The organism is Bacillus sp. MT94, from assembly GCF_058792475.1.
In genome coordinates this window covers 228,248-251,768 of record NZ_JBXAEZ010000001.1, presented here as the reverse complement: position 1 = coordinate 251,768, position 23,521 = coordinate 228,248, and the positions used below count along the sequence as shown (strand labels likewise).

General features: G+C 33.7%; 21 protein-coding genes and 2 other annotated features. All 21 genes read right to left on the bottom strand.

The genetic code is table 11. The features are described from left to right. Nucleotides 1-219: 219 nt before the first annotated feature. Nucleotides 220-426: an alpha/beta-type small acid-soluble spore protein gene (locus tag AC1Q51_RS01165; RefSeq protein WP_000113545.1), complete on the bottom strand. Its 207-nt coding sequence runs from the start codon at nt 424-426 to the stop codon at nt 220-222. Between the two features lie 123 nt (nt 427-549). After that, complete coding sequence (locus tag AC1Q51_RS01160) at nt 550-1,392, bottom strand: sugar phosphate isomerase/epimerase family protein (RefSeq protein ID WP_000877687.1); 843 nt, start codon at nt 1,390-1,392, stop codon at nt 550-552. A 37-nt stretch (nt 1,393-1,429) separates the two neighbouring features. Continuing rightward, nucleotides 1,430-2,413 carry a DUF6005 family protein gene (locus AC1Q51_RS01155; protein WP_139213213.1) on the bottom strand — a complete coding sequence of 328 codons (984 nt, stop codon included), beginning with the start codon at nt 2,411-2,413 and terminating at the stop codon, nt 1,430-1,432. A 23-nt stretch (nt 2,414-2,436) separates the two neighbouring features. After that, the gene (gene asbD / locus AC1Q51_RS01150) at nt 2,437-2,712 is read right to left on the bottom strand and encodes a petrobactin biosynthesis protein AsbD (RefSeq protein WP_001250560.1); all 276 of its coding nucleotides are present in this window, start codon (nt 2,710-2,712) and stop codon (nt 2,437-2,439) included. Next, entirely contained in the window at nt 2,709-3,947 is a 1,239-nt protein-coding gene (locus tag AC1Q51_RS01145; RefSeq protein WP_000909573.1) for an AMP-binding protein, read from the bottom strand. Before AC1Q51_RS01145 ends, asbD begins: the two co-directional genes overlap by 4 nt. Beyond that, the gene (locus AC1Q51_RS01140) at nt 3,934-5,772 is read right to left on the bottom strand and encodes an IucA/IucC family protein (protein ID WP_492331320.1); all 1,839 of its coding nucleotides are present in this window, start codon (nt 5,770-5,772) and stop codon (nt 3,934-3,936) included. The genes AC1Q51_RS01145 and AC1Q51_RS01140 overlap by 14 nt, the downstream gene beginning before the upstream one ends. 60 nt (nt 5,773-5,832) lie before the next feature. Further along, a complete protein-coding gene (locus AC1Q51_RS01135) occupies nt 5,833-7,641 on the bottom strand; it encodes an IucA/IucC family protein (RefSeq protein WP_001163337.1) in 1,809 nt (602 codons plus the stop codon). A 316-nt stretch (nt 7,642-7,957) separates the two neighbouring features. Beyond that, on the bottom strand, nt 7,958-8,500 hold the full coding sequence (locus AC1Q51_RS01130) for a GNAT family N-acetyltransferase (protein ID WP_090976241.1): 543 nt from the start codon (nt 8,498-8,500) through the stop codon (nt 7,958-7,960). A 92-nt stretch (nt 8,501-8,592) separates the two neighbouring features. Further along, nucleotides 8,593-9,273 (bottom strand): MgtC/SapB family protein, encoded by a 681-nt coding sequence (locus AC1Q51_RS01125; RefSeq protein WP_000119510.1) that lies wholly within the window; start codon nt 9,271-9,273, stop codon nt 8,593-8,595. 159 nt (nt 9,274-9,432) lie between these two features. Beyond that, a complete protein-coding gene (locus tag AC1Q51_RS01120; RefSeq protein ID WP_000873563.1) occupies nt 9,433-10,089 on the bottom strand; it encodes a YkyA family protein in 657 nt (218 codons plus the stop codon). A gap of 14 nt (nt 10,090-10,103) precedes the next feature. Continuing rightward, entirely contained in the window at nt 10,104-10,925 is an 822-nt protein-coding gene (locus tag AC1Q51_RS01115; RefSeq protein WP_061661212.1) for a peptidoglycan-N-acetylglucosamine deacetylase, read from the bottom strand. Nucleotides 10,926-11,026: 101 nt separating this feature from the next. Next, nucleotides 11,027-12,385, bottom strand: a complete 1,359-nt coding sequence (locus AC1Q51_RS01110; RefSeq protein ID WP_000824526.1) for a sensor histidine kinase — start codon at nt 12,383-12,385, stop codon at nt 11,027-11,029. Continuing rightward, nucleotides 12,382-13,071: a response regulator transcription factor gene (locus AC1Q51_RS01105; RefSeq protein WP_000036074.1), complete on the bottom strand. Its 690-nt coding sequence runs from the start codon at nt 13,069-13,071 to the stop codon at nt 12,382-12,384. Before AC1Q51_RS01105 ends, AC1Q51_RS01110 begins: the two co-directional genes overlap by 4 nt. Nucleotides 13,072-13,083: 12 nt before the next feature. Further along, the gene (locus AC1Q51_RS01100) at nt 13,084-14,331 is read right to left on the bottom strand and encodes a hypothetical protein (protein ID WP_001174878.1); all 1,248 of its coding nucleotides are present in this window, start codon (nt 14,329-14,331) and stop codon (nt 13,084-13,086) included. A gap of 162 nt (nt 14,332-14,493) precedes the next feature. Next, the gene (locus AC1Q51_RS01095; RefSeq protein ID WP_002093954.1) at nt 14,494-15,495 is read right to left on the bottom strand and encodes an LCP family protein; all 1,002 of its coding nucleotides are present in this window, start codon (nt 15,493-15,495) and stop codon (nt 14,494-14,496) included. Nucleotides 15,496-15,814: 319 nt separating this feature from the next. Continuing rightward, nucleotides 15,815-18,118 (bottom strand): glycoside hydrolase, encoded by a 2,304-nt coding sequence (locus tag AC1Q51_RS01090; protein ID WP_090976239.1) that lies wholly within the window; start codon nt 18,116-18,118, stop codon nt 15,815-15,817. Between the two features lie 207 nt (nt 18,119-18,325). Then, complete coding sequence (locus AC1Q51_RS01085) at nt 18,326-18,535, bottom strand: DUF6366 family protein (RefSeq protein WP_001031479.1); 210 nt, start codon at nt 18,533-18,535, stop codon at nt 18,326-18,328. Between the two features lie 133 nt (nt 18,536-18,668). Next, a complete protein-coding gene (gene thrB, locus AC1Q51_RS01080; RefSeq protein WP_090976237.1) occupies nt 18,669-19,562 on the bottom strand; it encodes a homoserine kinase in 894 nt (297 codons plus the stop codon). Then, nucleotides 19,559-20,617, bottom strand: a complete 1,059-nt coding sequence (gene thrC / locus AC1Q51_RS01075) for a threonine synthase (RefSeq protein ID WP_000276434.1) — start codon at nt 20,615-20,617, stop codon at nt 19,559-19,561. The genes thrB and thrC overlap by 4 nt, the downstream gene beginning before the upstream one ends. Continuing rightward, nucleotides 20,610-21,905: a homoserine dehydrogenase gene (locus AC1Q51_RS01070; protein ID WP_001066894.1), complete on the bottom strand. Its 1,296-nt coding sequence runs from the start codon at nt 21,903-21,905 to the stop codon at nt 20,610-20,612. The genes thrC and AC1Q51_RS01070 overlap by 8 nt, the downstream gene beginning before the upstream one ends. A 155-nt stretch (nt 21,906-22,060) precedes the next feature. Beyond that, nucleotides 22,061-22,292: a binding site (T-box leader), on the bottom strand. Between the two features lie 115 nt (nt 22,293-22,407). Beyond that, nucleotides 22,408-22,639: a binding site (T-box leader), on the bottom strand. Between the two features lie 233 nt (nt 22,640-22,872). Further along, nucleotides 22,873-23,511: a pyridoxamine 5'-phosphate oxidase family protein gene (locus tag AC1Q51_RS01065; RefSeq protein ID WP_061660378.1), complete on the bottom strand. Its 639-nt coding sequence runs from the start codon at nt 23,509-23,511 to the stop codon at nt 22,873-22,875. Nucleotides 23,512-23,521: the final 10 nt, after the last annotated feature.

Here is a 23,521-nt window from a genome sequence, read left to right as displayed (position 1 = left end):
TTCATCATATATTTCTTACCATATAATAGCCCTGCTGGAACATAATTTTCATTCCACCAGGGCTATTACATCTTTAATACTTCCCATTCACAACAAAAGAAATTGGGTAAAATATAGTATTACTTCTATTCTTTGAATTCTGTTCACTATATATCCATACCAATTAATTGAAAAAAAAAGAAAGGAAGAATCCTTCCTTTCTCCTATAACCTTCTACATTTAGCGAGTATATCCGCCACCAAGCTGTTGTTCTGCCATCGCTACTAGGCGTTTTGTGATTTCACCGCCTACAGAACCGTTTGCACGTGAAGAAGTATCAGCTCCAAGTTGTACACCGAACTCTTGTGCAATTTCATACTTCATTTGATCTAAAGCTGCTTGTGCTCCATGTGATGCTAATTGATTAGAATTACGATTTCTAGCCATTACCAATCACCTCCTTATTTATATATAAATTGTGTTAAATTCAAATTAAAATACATGGAAATTTTTGGTTATTTTTTACCATAAAAAAAGAGCCTCTAAACGAGACTCTCACATCATTTCACATTACGAAGTTACTACTTCTAATTTTCTATTTATTAATACTTTCATTTCTTCTTTTAATATCTCTTTTGAATTATGTCCAAACCATTCTAAGGAAGCAAAAAGATCCGTATTTCTCACTTCCTGAATAATCTCATCATAATTTACAATACCTTCAAATAACGGAACCATACCTATACGACTTCCTGCTGCAGCATATACATTATTAGGTTCAAACACATGCAAATAATCCGCTGAAGATATATTCTTAAAATGGTAATGTAGTGTCCACGGCTTTAATCGATGGAAACTGTCTATTGGATCTGCGCCAGACTCCCATATATGAAGAAAATCAAGATTTATTTTTAAATTCGGATGGTTTACTTCTTCTAATAACTCTATAGTAGAAGGCAATGTGTCCGTTAGTGTATTGGGATGTGTTTCTAACAGCACATACATATTGTTCTGAGCAAACACATCACAAATCTTACGTATTCGCTTCACATACTCTTTTCTCTCTTGTTCCGAGAAGTCCTTGCTCCCTTTTTGCCCAGCAAACGTGCGAATTTTATTCGTATTAAACCAATTAGCTAGTACTACAAGTTGTTCACTTTTCTCTATCGTTTTTTCAAAATCTGCTGATAATGATATATCTAAGTAATCACTTATCATCGTAATTTCTAAGTTTTTATCCTTTAGAAAATTCAATTCTCGTTCTGTCGTTTCACGTTCTTGCATGTACAAATTTTGTGCATGCGTCCCCCATAATTCAATTCCTTCAAAACCGTTTTCATATGCAAATTGAACAATATCAGTAAATGAAATTAATTGATGACGAAATGAAATGGTACATAGCGAATATTTCATAGTATTAAACTCTCCTATCTTAAATTCAGTTAGCTTATTAAAGAGTTGCGACAGATTGATTTGTTTTCATACCTTTCCATGATAGAAACTGTCTCTCTAATTCCTTCTTAATTTGCAGTTCAATTGCATTCATTTCATCCAGTTTTTCAATAATCGATACTAGCATACCTTTATTATTCGTCATTGCCATTTTAATTGCACGATACTGTACATTTGTAAATCCTTGTACAATATCCTCTACTCGATCACACCAATAATCAAATTCTTGCTCCGAATATTGCAACGTTTCACGGAAGTATGCAAAGGCATGCTCATAACTATATTTACGAATTGCAAGTACTGGTATTTGTTTTACTGCTGCTACAAGTCCAGAAAGCGCATATCCTTCTTCCTCATTTGCCATTTTTACAATTAAATTTTTCAGTTCCATAGTCAGTTCATTGTCGTTCTTTTTGAATGTTTCTGTGAAATAACTAGCTACTGTTTCTTGCGTTGGCTCTCCAATTCCTTCTATATCAATGAAATAACCTCCACCAAATGGGTTATCTTGAATAGAGTGAAGTACTTTTTCTCTTTCCATATTTCCTTCCCAACGAAAATCAGGATCTAGCATGAACCATTCTTCTTCTTTCTCTGTTTTTGATATCATTAAATAATGTGGAAACGGTTTTTGATGAAATTTATTTTCCCTCTCTGGTAATAGAGACATATCAACCATTACAATGACATAACGATTTTCCGGCTTGTTTTCTACTAATTCTAAAAACGTTTCTACATTGCTATCTTTATCTTTTGCATGATCATACCATTCGTTTACTTTAATACCGTACAATTTTTCAAACCAAATTAAATAATGATCATGGTTAATGTTTTCAGAGTGATATGAAATAATTCCGCCTTGTGTTATATCAAAATCTCCATCCCATAGTCCAAAATAAAATGGACGAAAATCAATGTCGCTACGCCTTTTTATAATTTCACAAAAACAACTCACTAAACAGTGCACTTTAATTGAAGTCATACTCTCATCCACTTTCCTAAAGGTTAGTTATTCACATTTACTTCCTGTAACGGCTCTAACTCTTCCATAAAATCAAGCAAAGATCCTACAGTAAGAAATGCCTTTGGGTCTACCTCATCCTCTGGAACGCATAGCTTTACATCCATTTCTATGTATACAATAAGCTGTAACATCATTACCGAATCTATATATAAATCTTGATTTAAGCGCATCGTTTCTTCTAAATGCGTTACATTTTTCAGTTCCATTTTTTCTATCATAATTTTTAACACGGCATTCTTTAACGCTTCCCGTCTCATGTTGTAACCTCTCCCATCTCTAGTAACTTTCTACTTACTTTTCCAGTTTTATTTTTAGGAATTTCATTTACACTTTCAATTTCATGCGGAACTTTATAAGAAGGTAAGTGCTGAATACACCATTCTCTTATTTTCACTGGATCAACATGAGAGATCACTTTCGCTTTAACTATTTCGCCCATCACAGGATGTTTCCCCCGATATACAATTGCCTCTTGCACACCTTCCAATCGAAGCATCGTTTCTTCTACCTCTATAGGAAAGACTTTTAATCCTGAGACATTAATTACATCGTCCATACGCCCCATAAAATGAATGCCACGCTCAGATTTATACCCTAAATCCTTCGTGAAAATTTCCTTATCATTCATTTTCACGACGATTTCTTCCGGTGCATTTTCATCTGAACCTATGCTTATACTTGCATGAGGTAGAGGGTTTCCTAAATCTAAATGGCTTTTCATATCATGACATATACTAATACAACCTGCTTCAGAACAACCGTATTGCTGCATCATATATGTTGTCATTTTTTTTAGTTTATAAAATAGTGCTTCTGGCAAAGGCGATCCTGATGTCATAATTTTATGAAACTGGAACGTTCCTAATGGAAAACTCCCCATAATGTGTAACATAAGTGGTACTGCATATATAATATGTTTTTCTGTATTGCGAACTATATTTAATGCGAATTTAGGATTTTTGTTCGTAATGATTACAGGCTTGCTCCCCCTCGTAATTGCTGATAACGTACCACATATTAGTCCGTATGAATGTGAAACAGGAGCCATAACGATTGGCACTTCATCTACTTCACAGTTTAAAGCTTCATTATAGGCAGTAATTTCTGTATCAACTTCCGTCCATGCTCTACGAATCAGTTTCGGTTCTCCCGTAGTTCCCGAACTATATTGCAATAAAGAAGGCTCTTCTAGTAAAAAGTTCCCTACTTCTAATTTTGTAAAATCGCCATATTCTCCATATAAAATCCCTACACAATTTGCACGCTTTGCCATTTCAATAGCCGTTTCTTTTGGCGTATCTTCATGTATAAGTAATACTGATGATTTCTTTTCTTTTAAGAAAAACACAAGCGTAATAATATCGAATGGATCTTTCAGACAAAGTGCAAATCTATTTCCTTCTGCTTTTTGAAATTGTTCCATTTCCTCATAAACTTGTAATCTCAATTCAAAATCACTTTTGCTATACTCTTGTTTATTAACGATTAGCATAATTTCCCCCTGTAACAGCTGATTTTTGTTTCATAAGTTGTCTTACTCTATACAATGGATTTGGAACTTCATGAACAAGCGATTCCACATCCATATATAATCGACGTTTCGTTAATTGTTCAGCATAGAATGTAGGTGCATATAATTGAATATTTTCAAATCTACCTTTCAAATGTGGATATATTCTTAAATGATTTTCAATTTCTTCAACAACCATCATCCAAAAATGTTCTTCTTTCAATCCATACTCATCCGCAAGTACGAATGCTAATTCTCCTAAATTAAACAGAAATAGTGCATCTAACACCATCTCTTGCAAACATTCAATGCGATCCATTTCAAAGAAATCATTCATTTTTCCATTCGCATATGTTTTATGCATTTTAGTAAAGTCGGGACATTTGTCAACTTCTTTCAAATATGGACGATAAAACTCAAGCCCTTCATGAAAATCCTTTAACGCAATACGAACAGGCACCCCTTCTTTATGGACTAGAATCATATTTTGTCCATGTGATTCCAGTGCGATGCCATGCTCTACAACAAGATGTATAACTGGTATTATCGCTTTTTGAATAAGTAATTGTAGCCAATCCTTCATTCCATATTTATTCAACCACGCATCAATAATTGGTGTACCATCTTTCTCTTTAGCGTATAAACCATTAAAAGGAATTGCATCCTCTTGTGCATCTAAATACTTGTGAACGCTTTCGCGCCAAATACATCCTAATGAACCATATATAGCTTTCTTATTCGTGTCATACGTTACACTTGAAAACTCACTTAACAAGATTAAACGTGCTTCATCCATTAAATAGGCGTCATTACTTACAACATCATTTAACCAATTTGATATTACTGGTGCACTTACAACAGAGTATGGTTTCAGTGTACGGAGTGTTGAAGTGTTGAGTAAATTCATCGATAATTTAACGTACGGTTTCTTTTGACTCGTAATATTTCTTAACGTTCTCATTGACTGTTGCGCGCAATAATCGTCCTCTGATGTTCCTAAATAAATAATAAAATTACCCTGTATATGATCCCCATAATTTGAAATGATGAAATTCTCCCACTGCCATGGGTGAACAGGTATAAACACGTACTGTTTTGGATAACATCCCCTATTACGAATTCGTTCCATAAACTCTTCTAATTTACGATCGCCAATCTCCTCTTTTAAAAGGTCGTTATACATCACTTCATTCTCATAACCTACAGTCGCATAATTCTTATGCGCTGCAATCCATATGAGTTTTATTGGCTGCATAAATTCATATCCATATTGAAAATTGTCACGATATTGAAATCCAACACGTGCTTTATAACTAGGGTGATATGGATGGCCGTCTATTAAATGGCTTTCAAACTCATCGTAAGATTTTTGAGTATATTCTTTCTTATTATTTCTTTCATATTGTGCAATCGTGTCTTTAAATATTGTTTGTTCTAATTCGTGCATAAAAGAATCTACTTTAGCTTGTTCTACACTAGCAACCCGAAAAACTTCTTCTAGAAATTGCGAGACAGATTGTATTTCTTGCTGTTCATCTTGGACTCTTACTATTAATGAGTCTAAAGAAATACGTCCAAATGTCATCCGTTCCCTGCCATAGCATTTGTACGTGACACTTTTGTCTTCTTCATCAAGTCCTTGTATTATAAAAAGAATTTGTTCTTCTTTTTCTATGCGAACCGGTGTAATAATCCCCTCATAAATTAACGATTCTACTAATTGACGTAGCACTCTTCTTCGTACTGAAATGTAATCTTCTGATTCGAGCGCCTTCAATACTTTCGTATGATACATGTCCACTCTCATAAAACCCTCCACCTTATGACAAAATACCATTATTTGTATTACGTGAAATTTTAACGCTATTTATGAACGAACAGCCACTTCTCTAACGAGCGGATTATGTACTTGCACATAAATTGCTTGCTCTAATGGATTACTTAACTCATCGACATCGAAAAATCTCGTTAGTAAATTTGCTTTACACGCTAACTTATCTTCGTCCAATAATTCTCTTAAAAATGTTGAAGGTTCCCGGTTATACGGAAGGAATGATTCAAGTACAGACCTTAATTCCGAGAGAAGAATTTCCTCCTTAATTAATCCTGCTGTGCCAAAACCATTAATGAGACCAAACATATGATTGAAAATTAAGTAGTAACGAAATCTCTCATCCACAATATAGTCGTCATATAAATTTCCAGTACGTTCTCCAATACCAACTAATTCATTATTAAGCATCTCTTTCATTGAATTACAGAAATAAAATCCTTGATTATCACGGAAATAATATTTGACCGGATAACCATCTTTTAGCTGAACAACGCTATTTTGCTGATGAGCTTCTAATGCAACACCATACTGTAAATACATCCATACCATTGGCTTTAAAGAAATATTCATATATCGTCTAAACCACTCTAAGCTTACTTCTTCACAGCTTTTACTTTCTAAATCTGCTAGGCGATGAATAATATTCGATAACCGCGTACGCTCTCCAGGTATAGCGTCTTGAACTAGCCCAGCAATTAATGTTGCGTCGTTTGCATGTTCACTATAAAAAGGGTTCTCGCGAATAATCACTTCAAATCCAGATTCTTGTGTTCCATAATTTAATGTAATATAGGCTGGATCACAAATAAAATCAAAGCCTGGAAACCTTTCTCGTACTTCACCAATAGCCGTCTTTAACATTTCCTTCCCTTCAAGACCACTCTCAAGTTCTTTCAGTTTATTAATACGCATTGAATTCGTTACTTTCACCGGAAATGAAAACTTAAGCATATACTTCGAATCGGGATGATATAGCGTCCTTAGTGATGATGTTGCCATATAATACTTACCTACAGGTCCAATATACTCAAGCAATTCTTGAACTATCCAATCTTGTACGTAAGCTTGATGCAAGAGCCATTCTGCCTGAAGCGGATGAATTGGAATTAATGCATATTGATCTTCCTTACAGTACTTCTCTATAAATTCCTTACTAACCATCTCATCATTACTTAATTCTTCTTTTATAATCGTTGTTGTAGAATCTGATAATAATGATTTTTCATTTACTATACTTTTATGGGCCCGAAAATAATGAAGCTGACATTCTCCTTTTAATTCTGGAGAATACATTGCATTTTTCCAATCCAATATCCCCTGTCTACTCTTTGGTGTAGGATGAGTTAAATGCCCAAATAATAAAGACTGCTCCGCTTCTATAAAAGTTGTATGGAAACCGTATAATGCGGACGTATCTTCTATTCTCTCTTTTGTAAATTCCTCAATATTTTGACAACTACGGATAACTCGAAGCATAAGTTCCGCAGGATTCGTCCCTTCTCCGTAGTTGATAGACATCTCTTTTATTAAAAATGTAATAACTGTAACGTAATCTGCTTTAATAACAGAATTACTATCTCCAATTTGATAATAAAATTGTTCTCCAAACAAATGACGATCTGTTGATGATTTATATATAACTTCTCCATACAAAGTAACGTTCTGTGCCGATAGCCGACAACATAAATATGTGGGGACTGTATCTCTATTCAACGTATTACTGAAGATAATCTTCATTCTTTCATCCTCTGTAATCCATTCTCCACTCCCTGTTTCTCTTAAATAACAGTTTAAAAAGCTTTGTAATGTTGCATGTTCTGCGATTTGTTTCGCATGCTGCATGTTGGTCCTCCTCTTTATATTAAAGCTATCGAAATTTTATATAATAAACGATAATTGAATGTCGTTATCAATTATGATTCTAATTGATAATGATATTCAATTCAAGAGTATATTTCAGAATTTTTTTATCTGATTTAATTTTTCTTGTTTTCTCTCTTTTCTTTAATCTAGTTAAAAATACAAGAAAAAAAATACTCAGTTTCAAACTACATACTTACTATTTTTCATTAGTAATCTATCCAAAATGGTTAAACAAAAGAGGTATACCTTAATTGGTATACCTCTTTCAAACATAAAGTTTACATAATAATATTATTTAAGCAAATCTATATAACTTTTTGTATAACAAATTCAAATCTCTCCAACAATACGCTGTTTCTTCTACCCTTACTCTCTCTAAAAATTTCGTATCAATTTTTTCAGGGTTAAATTTTTCATAAAACTTTTTAGAAGGATTATTCGTAACAACCCAAACTAAAAGTGATTGTATATCATTGTTTATACAATCCGATAATAAAGCTTGAAATAACTTTTGTCCTATTTTCATTCCTTGATACTCTTGTAAAAGGTAGATTGCATATAATTCTCCATCACAATTATATGTACCAGTTCTTTCTACTCCCCCATCGACGAATCCAACTATGTCTCCATTTAAATTCTCTGCTACAAATCTAAATTGATGATTACCTTCTTTTTGAAAAATATCTTCCCATTGTTTTTCTCGTTTCTCATATGCTACATTATCTAGAATTTCGTCAGCAAATATCCCTTTATACGTTGTTTTCCAACTATCAACATGCACCTTTGCTATACCTGGTATATCATCCTTTATTGCTCTTCTAATATGTATTCCCATCATTTCTCCCCCTTGTTACTCATCATTATATCAATTTCATTCCTTAAAAATCCAAATAAAAAAGAGTGAATTCACTTCACTCTTTTTTATCACAATTATCTACTTTCCACTTCAACTGAAACTACTCGATCAATCTCTTTCAGGGAACTATATAACTCTGTTGTATATAAATCTTCTGGAGCTAAAATAACCATCTCCAGTTGCTGAAATGCTCCACTATCTATATCTTTAATTTTCACGCGTTTCACATGCATGCCTAAATTTTTAATTTGCTTAAATATACCATCTAACTCATGATGCTCTTTAACAGTAATTTTTATAGATAAATCCTTTTGTCTTAATGAATACGGTCCTGCAATTTTCACAAGTTGCGGAAGTACATTAATCGCTAAAATAATTAAAACCATAGCAACTGTCGCTTGTAAATAGAATCCCGCACCAATTGCAATCCCTAAAGCTGAAGCAGCCCACACCATAGAAGCTGTTGTTAATCCAGAAATAACATCATTACTTCTTCGTAAAATGACACCTGCGCCAAGAAAACCAATTCCACTAACAATTTGAGCGGCCAGTCGCATCGGATCCATATTTGTATGTCCTGGAACAGAATATACATGCACAGATTCAATTGAAACCATCGTAATTAAACAACTTGCTACAGAAATAACCATACTTGTTTTCACACCAAGTGGTTTATTCTTTAGCTGCCTATCTATCCCGATGAATAATCCTAAAAAGAGTGCTAAACCTAATTTGAGTAAAAATTCATATGACATATTTCCATTCTCCTTACTTTACAATGTTTCCCTTAGAATAACTCACTATAACTCTTTTATGATATCAATTCCAGTCTTTTCTATTCATTTAACGTAAAAAACCGAAAAAACATTTATAACGATGTTTCTCCGGCTTTTTATTACACTTTAGATTCTTCTTTATTTCTGATCTTTAATCTTAATTTCTGCATCTTTGTAGAATGCTAATTTACTGTCATTATACTCTTTTGTAAATTTGTTAAACTGCTCTTTCGACTTTTGTGCTTCCACATTTAATTCATTAACAGTTTTAACTTTTTCACCGATTTCTTTTAATTTCGTTTCTTTTACTTTTAATTTTTCATACAGTTCTTTTTCAGTCGCTAACACTTTCGTGTAATTTTCATTCATCTTTTTGAATGCATCATAACGGTTTTTATACGACTCTTCTACTGCTTTTGCTTGTTTTTGTAACTTCTTATCTTCAATCTTCTCTATATTACTTTGAACAGATTTTGTTTCCTTCTGTGCTTTTTCTAACATTTCTTTTTCACTTTTCAATACTTTTTCACGATCATCTACATTTGCAGTAGCTTGCTCTATTTTCTTCACAACTGCTTCATTATGATCTTTACCTTCTTGCAAAATTTGAGCATATAATTCTTGCCCTTGTTTCTCTAACTGCTCTAATTTTTTTGCTTCATCCACTAAAGATTTTTCTTGTGTTGCTGCTGTTTCAAAAGCTGTATATAGATTTTCTTCTGGCTTTTCACCGAAACAACCTGTTAAAAGTCCTACTGATAATGCTCCTACTACTGCTACTTTTCCATACTTCAACGTTCATTCCTCCATTACATACGGTTATCATGCCAGAGGTTCACTGGGAAGTGATTCTCTTCATGATAAGCTTCAAACTCATAACCCTTTTCTTTTAGCCCCTTTAAAATTGCTGGCACAGCAGCAACTGATTGCGGGTGAATATCATGCATTAAAATTACTTCTTGTGGTTTTGTTGCGTTTGTTAATACATTTTGAGCAATTTGTGCTGCAGCTGCATCAACTGGCATTTTATTGTATTTCCAATCTGATGAATCAATTGTCCAATCCCATACTTTAAATCCGCTTTCTACCACTTTATTTCGAAGACCTTCATTCAATCCAGGCATCGAACCATATGGAGGACGTGTTAATTTAGGTGATTTCCCAATAATATTAGCGATTAAACCTTGATCTTCTTTCATCTCATTTACATACTCGCCATTTTTATATAACTTTGCGAAATTATGTGTCATACTATGCATGCCTACATAATGACCCTCAGCATTTTCACGTTTCACTAAATCAGGAAATTCTTTGACATTCGCTCCAATTAAAAAGAACGTCGCCTTCGCATCATGTTGTTTTAGCGTATTTAATAATTCAGCCGTATATTTCCCTGGCCCATCGTCAAATGTAAGATAAGCAACTTTTCTTTCTTTTCCATTAAAACGACTTGGTGCCGTTTTATTCATTTCAACTTTCGGCTGTTCACTTGCAAGCTGCACTACATTTTCTTGTTTCGCAACAGCTTTTGCTGGTGAAGTAATTGATTGAAACATGTAATACCCAATAGCTACTGCGGCAATCGCTATTAAAACGACTACTATTTGTTTAATTTTTAAAGCTTTTTCCATTCTATCGAATTCCTCTCCCTATTAATCTTATATATAAATCGCCCAATATAATTATACATCTATTTATTTTTATTTCACCATATAAATAGATTTTATTTGTATTATAATGGGAGTTTTATCAAAATTGTTGTTCCTATTCCTTCTTTACTTGTAACACTAAGCGCACCGCCATGAAGCTCCACCATTTTTTTAACGATAGCTAAACCAATACCTGCACCTGCAGCATGATTATTAATTTGGTAAAATGATTGCTCAATATATGGTAAATGTTCTTTAGCAATTCCAATTCCTTCGTCTCTTACCTTAATCACTGCTTGTCCTTCTATTTTAGTCGCTTCAATGTGTATTGTGCTTTTTTTATGTGAATACTTAATTGCATTTTGAACAATATTCAAGAAAACTTGCTTTAGCCTATTTCGATCTCCCATCAATTCAATTCGGTCTATAGTAGTAATAAATTGAATTTCCTTCTCTTCCGATTTAGGAGTTAATTGCCAAATCGTCTCCTCTAGTATATCGTACAATTGCACCTTTTGTTTATATAAATTAAAATGATTTGATTGTAATCTTGAAAAATCTAACAATTCTTCTACTAAATGAATCAACCTATCTGTCTCACCTGAAATAATGCCCATACCTTGCTTTATTTCTTCTTCTGTTAAATGATCTACTGTTTTTAACGTCTCACTCCAACCTTTAATTCCTGTTAAAGGCGTTCGTATTTCGTGCGAAATAGAAGCAATGAATTCATTTTTCATCTGCTCAGCCTTATCTATTTTATAGGCCATATAATTTAAACTATGTGCCAAGTCACCTAATTCTCCAGGATAATCTTCTTTAATTTTTTGCTTTAATGTGCCTTCTGCAATTTGTGAAGAGGCTTGAATAATGGATTCAATTGGCTCAACAAATGAATTTGCCAAACGTCTACTAATTAAGAAGACGACTCCCGAAATAACAATACCTACAGAAATAGTAAACGTAATAATTTCAATAATCTTTTTATTTACATTTGTTAAAACAGTCGTATATTTTAAAACACCAATAGTTTGTCCTTGATGTATAAGTGGGCTTAGCACCTCTAGTTGTTTTTTATTACCTTTCTTAGTAACTTGATTATACATTTCACCTTCTAATAATGATTGTGGAATATTGACTTTACCTTCTATCTTTTCACCACTTGAAGATTGTATAACCGAGCCGTGACGATCAATTAACTGTAATTCTGTTCCTTCTAATTGAAAGCTACTAATTATGTCACCACTATATTCTTGTAACCGAATAAAGTATAGTGAATTGTATTCTGAAAAAAAACGTGTACTCGTTTTCGCATGAGACTCTATATATTGCACAATACCATTATAATAGTATCGATAAATTGAGACTGAAAATACAACTTCAAATAATACAAGCATAAGTGTAATGACCGTCATAAAATATAAAGTCACTTTCCGTTTCATCTTATACTTTCCTTCCACACATATCCTTTTCCCCACACCGTAAGAATAAATTCAGGTTCTGATGGATTACATTCTATCTTTTGACGTAACCGTCTCATATTTACATCTACCACTTTCGTCTCACCTACGTAATTGGTTCCCCAAATCATATTTAAAATTTCATCACGCGAAACTGGCTTTGAAGCCTGATTCATTAAATACTGTAATATCATATACTCTGTAGGTGTTAAATCGACTAATTGTCCATCTTTATACAATCTTTCTTCTATAATATTTAACGAAAATGGACCTGACGTAACAATATTCGTTTTTTCTTCATGTACTTCTATTCTTCTTAATAAAGACTGTATACGTGCAGTTAATACTACTGGACTAAACGGTTTTGCAATATAATCATCTGCACCTATTCCTAGTCCTTGCACCTTATCTTCATCTTGTACACGTGCGGTTAACATAATAATACCCATTTTTTTATTTTCTTTCCTGATAGCCTTACAAACTTCTAAACCATTAATCCCCGGTAACATTACATCCAGCAGTGCTATATCAACAGTTTGTTCACTCAAAATTTGTAACGCTTCTTCTCCAGTAGTAGCTTCTATTACATAAAATCCAGCACGTTTTAAATTTAAAACAATAAAGCTACGGATTGTTAATTCATCTTCTAAAACTAAAATTTTTGACATAATTCTCACCTCCTACTCTTGTTGATAATCCGCTAGCGGTTTTATATATGCTTTCACTTTTTCAAATTTTGATTGCTTCGGTACTGCATATACGTGAGAAGCCGTTTTAATTGCTGCACTGTAGCCTTTTATATTGAACCATTCTTTCCGCTTAAAAATATGAACTTCAAGCCATATTTCATTTGTTCTTGTATCCAAAAACTTTTGAGAATTTGATTCTTTTTGCTGATCTGGTATTGTAATTTTCCCTATTAACTCTTTAGGGATTTTCACATAATACCCTTTTTCTATATCTATATATCGTTCTTCAATTGGTTTAATTCCAGATTCACTCCACTGTATGTAACGTTCGAAAAGCGGACTATCACCATGTGATTTATCTTCCCAACCTTTTGGGCGTACAGTACGAACAAATTCAATAATGCCGTCTTCATTAACATCTTTACTTTCTACAACATATTCATTAAATAAATCTTCTTTCCCATCTATAGGTAATACTTCATAATGATCCTGATCAAATTTTGCTACATAAGTTATACCTGAATGAGCCCCTGTTCCCGCATCGATTACAACTGCCTTTAATGATTTAGAAATACGACCCATTTGTATTCTTTGAATACTATTTATATACGGATCAAATGTAACCTCTGACAATACCTTAAACTTTTCAATGAACTGAACCTTCAACTGTTCATCTTTCATATGCGAAACAAGGCTTATGTCTTTAAAACCATTTTTGTTTAAATCATCTATAAATAACTTTGTATACTTCTGTCTATAAAATTCCTTTATATCGTCACTCTCATCGGAAAAAACATACATTGTGTTTTCTAATAAATCACGATTGGTAGTTATTCCTATCAATAGTTCCCTTTTCCCACTCCCTGTGAAATCTCCTACCTCAACAATATCTACTTCTTCCCCATCAAATGTATAGGTTGACTTCATATTCCATCCATTATTTTTCTTCTCATATACGGCTAAATATATATGATAATCTTCATTAGGTATCTTATATACGATGACAGCTTCTTTTTTATTATCTCGCTCGAAATTCATTGACCATGTCGTCTGTTTATCTCTATTAGACATTGGAGTAAGTAAGCGATAATTAACAGGTAAATCTTTATCAATTTGTTCATTTAATTCATTAATCCATTTTTTATTTGTTGGAGCTTCCATTAGACTTGTTGGAGCTTCAGACATTTTACATCCAGTCAATATAAAGATAATTCCCATCATGCTTAACCATTTCTGCATATGATATCTTTCCTTACCACAAATTTTGAATATGTCCTTTTACTTTTTTACCTATCCATTATACTCATACATATGAGTATAATTTTTCTAAACTAAAAAATCGTTACAGAAAAGTTACAAATACATTCCAAAAAAAAGATTGGCAAAAGCCAATCTTTTTTATTATTCGTTTCGAACTGGTTTTGGCGTTACACCTAAATGATCATTTAATTTTTTTGAAATATCTTTTACATTTTTTTCATTTGGAATGTAATAATAAATACCACCGATACGTTTATCTGTACCTTCTATTTGCATTTTTTCCATTTCCAAATTAGATCCTGCCATATTTTTTGTAATGGCAAGCATATCGTCAAATGTTAAGTTCGTTTTCATGTTTTTATCAACCGCATCTAGTAAAGAGCCCATTTTGCTAATTGATTGAACAGACATCGCTTTTTTGGCAATTGCTTCTATTACAAGTTGCTGTCTCTGTCCACGCATTGCGTCACTATCAATTTTACGCGTTCTTGCAAGTGCAAGTGCTTGTTCTCCATTTAAATGTTGGTAACCTTTTTCTAAATGGATCATACCAGCTTGGTCTTTACTATCTTGTTCAGTGAAAGTAACTGGTACATCAATATCAATACCACCAATTGAATCGACAATTTGTACGAATGATTCAAAGTTAAACTTCACATAATAATCAACAGGGACATTTAAAAATCTTTCCACCGTATCGCGTGTGCTTTCTACGCCACCAAATACGTGAGCATGAGTAATTTTATCTAATTTTTTTCTAGTTGGAATATAAACACGTGAATCACGTGGAATACTTACTAGCTTAACAGACTTATCATCTTTATTAATTGTTGCTAATAAAAGTGCATCTGTTCGAACTGCTTCGCCATATTGGCTTTTTCTCATTTCACTTCCATCTACACCCATGATTAATATTGAAATATTATCCTTTAAAGGTTCAACTTCTTTATCACGCTTTGATGACTTTTCAATTTTCGCATACGCATCATTTACAACAGCTTTTGCTTTATTATATATAAACGAACCATATCCTACTCCTCCAAAAATAAGTAGGAAAAATGGAATTAATATGAACCATTTTATTGACTTTCTTTTAGAACGCTTTTTATTACTTCTCGTATTTTGTTCTAATTCAGAGCTCATACCCATTCGCCTCTCTTTCTCTTTACCAAGTATAATGTAAGTCTATTTATCTTCATATTGAATTTCCTTTCATTAACCTTACAATTTTGTAAGGTTACTACTAAACCCAATATGTATTCCATTTCACATTATACTCTCGTACTTATTTTTGGCAAGTCACTATTTACCAATTTCAAAAATTTAGCACTTCGCAACATGCAAATTTATAAATTCATTAACTCTTTCATTTTAAATTAGGATATCTTTTTCCAGATAAACGATATGAATAAAGAGTCCAGCTAATGATAAAACCTCTATGAATACAGTATATTTCACGTTATTATTTCTCAAACGGCGTATACATGCTTTTCTTCCCCTGATTATCAATAAAAGCCGACTTTGCTTTTATTTTCGCTTTTTCTACTTCCATGTCTTCATTTGAGAAGTTCACAATGATTTTAATATTTTTTCCATAAGAAACAGATTGTACTAGCTTATCTTCTGACAAATACGCAAAATTCGTCATCTCTTCTTTTACTGCTTTTTCATGAACTTCATTCCAAACTTTTAGATGCTCTGTAATTTCTTTTTTATGTTTATTCCACTCTACTTCATCTAAATGGTACAACGGAGGAACATTATACAATAATTCAGACAGCATTCGATTTCCCACTTCATCTTTTACCTTTAAACTTCCCCATTCCCAATGGTGCGTTGTAATAACGGAATCATTGTATACTAATTTATATAATGGTACCGAATATACTGGGTTTAAATACACTTGTTTATATTCTTCTTTCAATGGTACTTGTTTTGCATATTTTTCGGGAACATTTTGATTGGGTGACCAATATCCACCGACATAATACGGACTTGTTTTATTTTTCCGCATATCTTCATCGTCCCATTTAATAACAGGTGTTTCAATTCCGTGTGCAAATGCAATCGTACTACTAGCAAAATCATTTCCACCTTCAGAACCAACGACCATACCCTTTTCTTGTGCAATGTAGTCCATTCGTTTTAAACGTGCTTTTAAATCTTGCTCTTGTGTCGTTATATGTTTCGCTGAATAGTCATCGTAAATTTCACCTGTCGCATCACAATCAATAAACCATGAATTATATTTAGGACCATTTTGTAATATATCATTCATGCGTTCCTTTACACTAGGCAGCGATAAAGTCGGGTTTAACTTGCGACCTCTGCCTAAAAAGCCTTGCACCTTTTCTCCGTTTTTCTTCGTTACAGTAGCCTCTTCATATAATGATGGGTCATTAAAGGATGCTGTGTTCCAATTTTTATCACTTTTTTCGTGAATGGAATGATATGAATCATACGGACCAACTAAATACCCCATTTCCTTCGCTTTTGTCACGAAATTAGGTTGCATAAATCCTTGTTCCCAGTTCGGCAGACCAATCCACGCTTTTTCTATTCCTACCTCTTTCATTTCCTTTAGTATGTCCGTTCCATCTGCATTACCCCATTTACTTACCTCTTCAACCGCATCACCAAGTAGCGACTTTAATAAATGCTTATTTAAGCTATACAATTCTGTGTTCGTTAAGTGACCTACACCTTTCTTTAATAGCACACTAGCTTCCTGATCGACGTTTTGAAAAATATCCTCTTTATAAAATTCCTTCATGGATAATACTTCGTTTATATAACGTAAAATAACATTTTTTTGATACTTATCAATGAAATCTTGTTTACTTACTTGATCTAATACATTCAGTTCCCCAGGCTCTGAACTATTCTTTTGAATAAGTTCTTTTATATGACTAAACAGCGGGCTATTTATTTGCTCCCTTAGTTTTGGCCAATTTATATTATTTTCTGATAAACCATTTTGATTCCAAAAATAAAAATGCGCCGCTCCATATAACTTTTCGATTTCTTTATTTTTTCTAGCCTTTTCTTGTAATGTTTTAAATTCACCTTTTCGAACAATATCATCCTTATACAGTTTAGCAATGCTTACCGCATCATTATTTGTCACATATAATTGAAATCCATATGTTTTATTTTTATTTATGCTCGGAAATTCATGTGTAAAATCAAATCCTATTTTCGGATCCGAATGAAATTTCAATTCATTATTAAACATATTGTTTGCAATATATACAATTGAATATTTCGAACCATTTAAAGCGAAAAACTTCATAGAAAATGATTCAGCAAATGAATATGCATCATCCTTTAAAAACTTCTTCCAATTCTCATCATTGCTCGGAATTTGCTTACCCTCCCATAACGGAAGTGTATAATTTTCAGCTTCTACTTTCGGCCATGTAAAGCTTTCTGCACCAGTCGATTCCACTTCAATGTTTAAGTGGTCTTTTTTCTTTTCTAATTTTATTTTTACTTTTTGATCTGGATATTCCCACGATGTACGATCCTTTTCTTTTTTTACATTCGATACCTTCATTTTCGGTAGGGGTTGTGATGCCTGTTCCTTTACCCCCTCATGTTCTACAGTTAATGTGAATGTTTCTGGATTTACATCATAAGTAAAATCTTTATACGTCGATTTCTTTATTTTAGACTCTTGTACAGCATTACTACCTTTTACGTCACAACCGACTAAAGTCGAAAATGGCATAGTTGTTAGAAGACATATCGCTATCATTTTTTTCATCCTCTGCACCTCCACCAATGAATATACAGGTGGTTTGTTACAGGAATGTGGCAAAAAATAATAGAGCTAGCATTTTGCTAGCTCTATTTGGAGTATTAAAAGTTGATATGAACAACTATAATTCGCTTAGAAGACATGTAATACAGTAACTGCATTTTTTCTCAACAATTATGAAACTAAACAAATCAAAATTTTAACAAGTATTCTTTAACTGAAAAAATAAGTGTATACAATGTATCCTAAAAGTAGTACTAAAATGATTATCCCTGTACCTTTCCAATTCATACCGCCTGCTATATCAACTGGACTACCTGTTTCCGCTCTATTGAGTCCGTCATGTAAAGAACCCGTAGGATTACTTTTTAATTCACTTTGTCTCATACGCTCTCTTTTTTCTTCTGGTGACTCTTTATTCATTTAATCACCTCCAAAATGAATGCACTCTTTACTTACATTATTCAAAATCAACATTTGTTTTATATTTTTTTCCGAAAAAACCTAATTTAAAATAGGTTTGCAACGTAAAGAAAGCTAGCCATGCCAGCTTTCTTTACGATTCAATATGCTCTTCCTTATTTACAATAATACCTTTATGGTCGATTTCAAGCTCACATACTTTCATATCTGTAAATACTCTCGCTAATTGCTCAGCGATTTCTTGACGTTTCTCATATGGCGTTAATATAAAAATAGATGGTCCCGCACCGCTAAGTGCTGTACCGTACGCACCAAATTCTTTTGCGCATTTACGAATAGATGGTAATAACGGTACGAGTTCTAAACGATATGGCTCGTGAAAATGGTCTCTCTCCATCATTTCACCTACAACTTCCCACCGCTTTTGACATAATGCAGCTACTAATACGTTACTTATCGCACTAGCTTTAACTGCCTCATGAAACGGAAACATCTTTGGTAATACAGATCGACTTTCATCTGTATTTAATTCTTCATTCGGAATAAGAGAAATTACCCCTAACTCCTTGCTCTCAATTCTTACGACGGAAATATCCTTTCCATCAAGTGCTCCGATTACAGTTCCACCTAATATAGAAGCAGCAACATTATCAGGATGTCCTTCAAAATTTGTAGCAATTTGAACTTTTTGATCAGCAGTTAAGTTCAACTTGCCTAGTTGATTCGCAAGTTCTATCCCAGCTACAATCGCTGATGCACTACTTCCTAGCCCTCTTGTTAATGGGATATTACTAGTAACTTCTATTATATGGGGTGATATAGAAGGACAGACTTTACATGCCGTGCTAACGATTAAATTTTTATCGTCTGTCGGAATTGATTCTTCAAAGGAATGGATTACTTGCCATTTATCAGCTTTTTCTTTAACCACCACATCTAAATACAATGACAAAGCTATTCCAACTGAATCAAATCCAGGACCAACATTTGCCGTACTAGCAGGGACACGAACACTTAATGGTATCACGACATAATCACCCCTTTAATATGATCTTTAATCTGTTCTATATCATTTGACAAACTTGCGATGTCTAGTTGATTTGAAGAAATAGCGATATCAGGATCCTTCAAACCATTTCCAGTTAATACTGCAACAACTGTTTCTCCCTTTTTGATTTTTCCAGATTTAACATGTTTAATTACGCCAGCTAATGAAGCATTTGATCCTGGTTCAGCGAAAACTCCTTCAGTTTTTGCCAATAACCTATACGCATGTAAAATTTCTTCATCTGATACCATATCTATTTCACCACAAGACTGCTCGGCAGCCTCTACTGCATACGACCAACTTGCTGGGTTACCAATGCGAATTGCTGTTGCAATTGTTTCAGGCTCTTCAATTACATGCCCTTTTACAATTGCCGCTGCTCCTTCTGCTTCAAAGCCATGAATTCTTGGCTTCTTATAACCTTTTTCTTTCTCATATTCACAGAAGCCTTTCCAATATGCTGTAATATTCCCTGCGTTCCCAACAGGGATAGCTAGAACATCTGGTGCATTTTGCAATTGGTCACAAATTTCAAATGCTGCTGTTTTTTGTCCTTCAATTCGATAAGGATTCACTGAATTTACTAATGTAATCGGCTCTTCTGCAGCAATATTTCTTACAGCCTTAAGTGCATCATCGAAATTCCCTTCTATTGAAATAATTTCAGCTCCATAAGCGACCGCTTGCGCTAATTTTCCATGCGCAATCTTTCCTTCAGGGATTACGATTATACATTTCATCCCAAGACGTGCCGCATATGCTGCAGCTGATGCTGATGTATTACCTGTTGATGCACAAATGATTGCTTCTGAACCTTCTTCTTTCGCCTTAGCAACTGCCATCACCATACCACGATCTTTAAAAGAACCTGTCGGATTCGCTCCTTCGTACTTACCATATAGCTGAATCCCTAATTGCTTTGATATATTTAATAACGGAATAAGAGGTGTGTTTCCTTCCATTAAACTGACATCAGGTGTGTTTTCATTCACCGGTAAATAAGAAGCATATTGTTTTAATAGTCCTTTATACATATTGTTTTTCCTCCTCAATAATGTAGTAACTGTTTATTTCACTTGCGACAGCTTCTATCGCTCCTAAAACTCGTTCGAATTGATACTTGGAAGTTCGATGTGTCACAACAACAACTTCTGCCAGTTCACGGTTTAAAGGTAATTGAATAACTTCTTTTAAACTTACAGAATAATTAACGAAACATTCTGTTATTTTTTGTAACATCCCAGGCTCATCTCGTAATGAAATACGCAAGAAATATTTCGAAACTACTTCTTCATCACCTTGTAATTCATAAGGAACTGGTTCTTTTAACGCACTTTTATTTTTCGGCACTTGATTCATATTTTTAACGATGGAAATAATATCACTTACTACAGCAGAACCAGTTGGCAACTTTCCAGCTCCAGGTCCGTAAAACATTACTTCTCCTACCGCTTGACCGTGAACATATACTGCATTAAATTCATTATTTACATTCGATAATGGATGACGACTTGGTAAAAGTGTCGGTTCTACACTTAAATGAATGGCTGATCCTTGTTTTTCTGCTTTCCCAATTAACTTCATAGTAAATCCTAACTTTTCAGCCATTTGTAAATCTTCTTTTTCGACCTTTCGAATCCCTCTTACTTGCACATCATCTAATGAAACATTCATCGAAAAACCTAAGTTTGCAAGAATTGCTACCTTTCTCGCCGCATCTAGTCCATCTACATCTGCTGTCGGATCCGATTCTGCAAAACCTAATTTTTGTGCTTCCTGTAAAGCCTCTTCATAAGACCACCCATTTTGACTCATTTTTGTTAACATATAATTTGTTGTACCATTTACAATTCCCATTATTTTTTCAATTTGATCTGATGCTAGCCCGTCAGTTAGTCCTCTTAACACTGGAATACCGCCTGCTACGCTCGCTTCATAACATAAATCACAATCATTATCGTTTGCCAGTTGAAGAAGCTCTGCACCATATACAGCCATTAAGTCTTTATTTGCTGTTACGACATGTTTTTTATTTTCTAAAGCCTTAACAATATGCTGTTTTGCTTCTTCAATTCCGCCCATTACCTCTACTACAATATCAATATTTGAATCATTTAGAACTTCATCTGCATGACTTGTGACTGCAATTCCGTCAATACAAACATCGCGTTCTTTTTCCAAATCACGTACAACGACTGTTTTCACTTTCACTTCGTATCCTGTATCAAGGGCGATTTTTTTATAATGTTCTTTCAAAATATGAACAACACCACTTCCGACCGTGCCTAAACCTAATACCCCAACATTTATAACGTTATTCATCTTCTAATCTCCTCCTAAAAGTTTAATTGTTACACCTATAAATCACCTTACTCTGCTTTTTTGTCATGCAGGTGGTGGTTATTTCCGTACTTATAAATAGTTTCATGTTACCGCACCTCCCTTCAAAGTAATAAAAAAAACACACCCATCCCTAGGAAAGGGACGAATGTGTTTTCGTGGTTCCACCCTTGTTCCAATCTAGACGTATTTCTCCCTAGATTGCTCAAGTTCAGATAACGGCTGATACCGTCAATAATTACTAGATTACTCGTTCACTATTGAAGTTCAAAGGTGGTAAAATCATTTCTCGTGTTAGGAAGCTCACACCCTTGGCTTCCCTCTCTGTAAACCGTAAAAATGATTTCTTGTCCTTATCGTTACTTTTTCGTTCATGTTTATTTGTTAACTCATTATACTCGCATAAAAAACAAAATCAATACTATTTTTTAATTATTTTAAATTTTCAATCTATAAATCCGTAAAAAAACACACTCATCCCTAGGAAAGGGACGAATGTGTTTTCGTGGTTCCACCCTTGTTCCAATCTAGACGTATCTCTCCCTAGATTGCTCAAGTTCAGATAACGGCTGATACCGTCAATAATTAATAGATTACTCGTTCACTATTGAAGTTCAAAGGTGGTAAAATCATTTCTCGTGTTAGGAAGCTCACACCCTAGACTTCCCTCTCTGTAAACCGTAAAAATGATTTCTTGTCCTTATCGTTACTTTTTCGTTCATGTCTATTTGTTAACTTATTATAGTTATCAACTTTTTAAAAAGCAAGCCTATTTTTACTAACTATTTTCAAGAATTTTTTTTATTATATTTTACAATAGCATTATGCAACCGCCACTCAATTTACCTATTTTGTTATTTCTCCAGTTTATAAATCAACGGTTCATATATAAGTTCCCCATTCTAAAACCCGTACATATCCACCTTACAAAACTATATCAATAAAATTTTCAATACAATCTTTTTGTATAACTTTCTTCTAAAGAACGTGCAACATCTTCTTCTGAAGTATTCACTTTCGCATGCTCCAGCAACATTTTTGCTGCTGATGGTAACTCTTTTTTATTTAACCAAGATTCTGGATCCCACATCTTAGAACGAATAAACGCTTTTGCACAATGAATATAACACTCTTCTATTTCAACAACAATTCCAAGCAACGGATTGCGTCCATTCGCCTGCATTTCTTTCAAAATTTCTTCGTCGTTTGTAATATACGCTCGGCCATTTATTCTGAGTGTCTCCCCAAGACCTGGAATAAAAAAGATTAGTCCTACACGTGGATTTGAAATAATATTCAAAATGGAGTCTATACGACGATTTCCTGGTCTTTCTGGAATGATAATTTTATTATTATTGAGTACGTATACAAATCCAGGTGCGTCTCCTCGCGGTGAGGCGTCACACTCCCCCAACTTATTTCCAGTGGATAATACTAGAAACGGAGATTTAGAAAGAAAATCTACGCAATGGTTGTCTAATGATGAAATAACTTTTTTCAATGCTCGCTCACTTGGTTGCCCCAATATTTTCCGTAACTCTTCCTCTGTTGAAATAATCGATTTTATTTCCATACGCTCTATCTCCACTTATAATCGC

Coding starts and splice junctions, on each gene's coding strand:
- AC1Q51_RS01145 (WP_000909573.1), bottom strand. CDS start 3,947: ATGCTAATCGTTAATAAACAAGAGTATAGCAAAAGTGATTTTGAATTG.
- AC1Q51_RS01100 (WP_001174878.1), bottom strand. CDS start 14,331: ATGCAGAAATGGTTAAGCATGATGGGAATTATCTTTATATTGACTGGA.
- AC1Q51_RS01105 (WP_000036074.1), bottom strand. CDS start 13,071: ATGTCAAAAATTTTAGTTTTAGAAGATGAATTAACAATCCGTAGCTTT.
- AC1Q51_RS01155 (WP_139213213.1), bottom strand. CDS start 2,413: ATGACTTCAATTAAAGTGCACTGTTTAGTGAGTTGTTTTTGTGAAATT.
- AC1Q51_RS01135 (WP_001163337.1), bottom strand. CDS start 7,641: ATGCAGCATGCGAAACAAATCGCAGAACATGCAACATTACAAAGCTTT.
- AC1Q51_RS01140 (WP_492331320.1), bottom strand. CDS start 5,772: ATGAGAGTGGACATGTATCATACGAAAGTATTGAAGGCGCTCGAATCA.
- AC1Q51_RS01085 (WP_001031479.1), bottom strand. CDS start 18,535: ATGAATAAAGAGTCACCAGAAGAAAAAAGAGAGCGTATGAGACAAAGT.
- asbD (WP_001250560.1), bottom strand. CDS start 2,712: ATGAGACGGGAAGCGTTAAAGAATGCCGTGTTAAAAATTATGATAGAA.
- thrC (WP_000276434.1), bottom strand. CDS start 20,617: ATGTATAAAGGACTATTAAAACAATATGCTTCTTATTTACCGGTGAAT.
- AC1Q51_RS01110 (WP_000824526.1), bottom strand. CDS start 12,385: ATGAAACGGAAAGTGACTTTATATTTTATGACGGTCATTACACTTATG.
- AC1Q51_RS01160 (WP_000877687.1), bottom strand. CDS start 1,392: ATGAAATATTCGCTATGTACCATTTCATTTCGTCATCAATTAATTTCA.
- AC1Q51_RS01130 (WP_090976241.1), bottom strand. CDS start 8,500: ATGATGGGAATACATATTAGAAGAGCAATAAAGGATGATATACCAGGT.
- AC1Q51_RS01070 (WP_001066894.1), bottom strand. CDS start 21,905: ATGAATAACGTTATAAATGTTGGGGTATTAGGTTTAGGCACGGTCGGA.
- AC1Q51_RS01095 (WP_002093954.1), bottom strand. CDS start 15,495: ATGAGCTCTGAATTAGAACAAAATACGAGAAGTAATAAAAAGCGTTCT.
- AC1Q51_RS01115 (WP_061661212.1), bottom strand. CDS start 10,925: ATGGAAAAAGCTTTAAAAATTAAACAAATAGTAGTCGTTTTAATAGCG.
- AC1Q51_RS01090 (WP_090976239.1), bottom strand. CDS start 18,118: ATGAAAAAAATGATAGCGATATGTCTTCTAACAACTATGCCATTTTCG.
- AC1Q51_RS01165 (WP_000113545.1), bottom strand. CDS start 426: ATGGCTAGAAATCGTAATTCTAATCAATTAGCATCACATGGAGCACAA.
- AC1Q51_RS01125 (WP_000119510.1), bottom strand. CDS start 9,273: ATGTCATATGAATTTTTACTCAAATTAGGTTTAGCACTCTTTTTAGGA.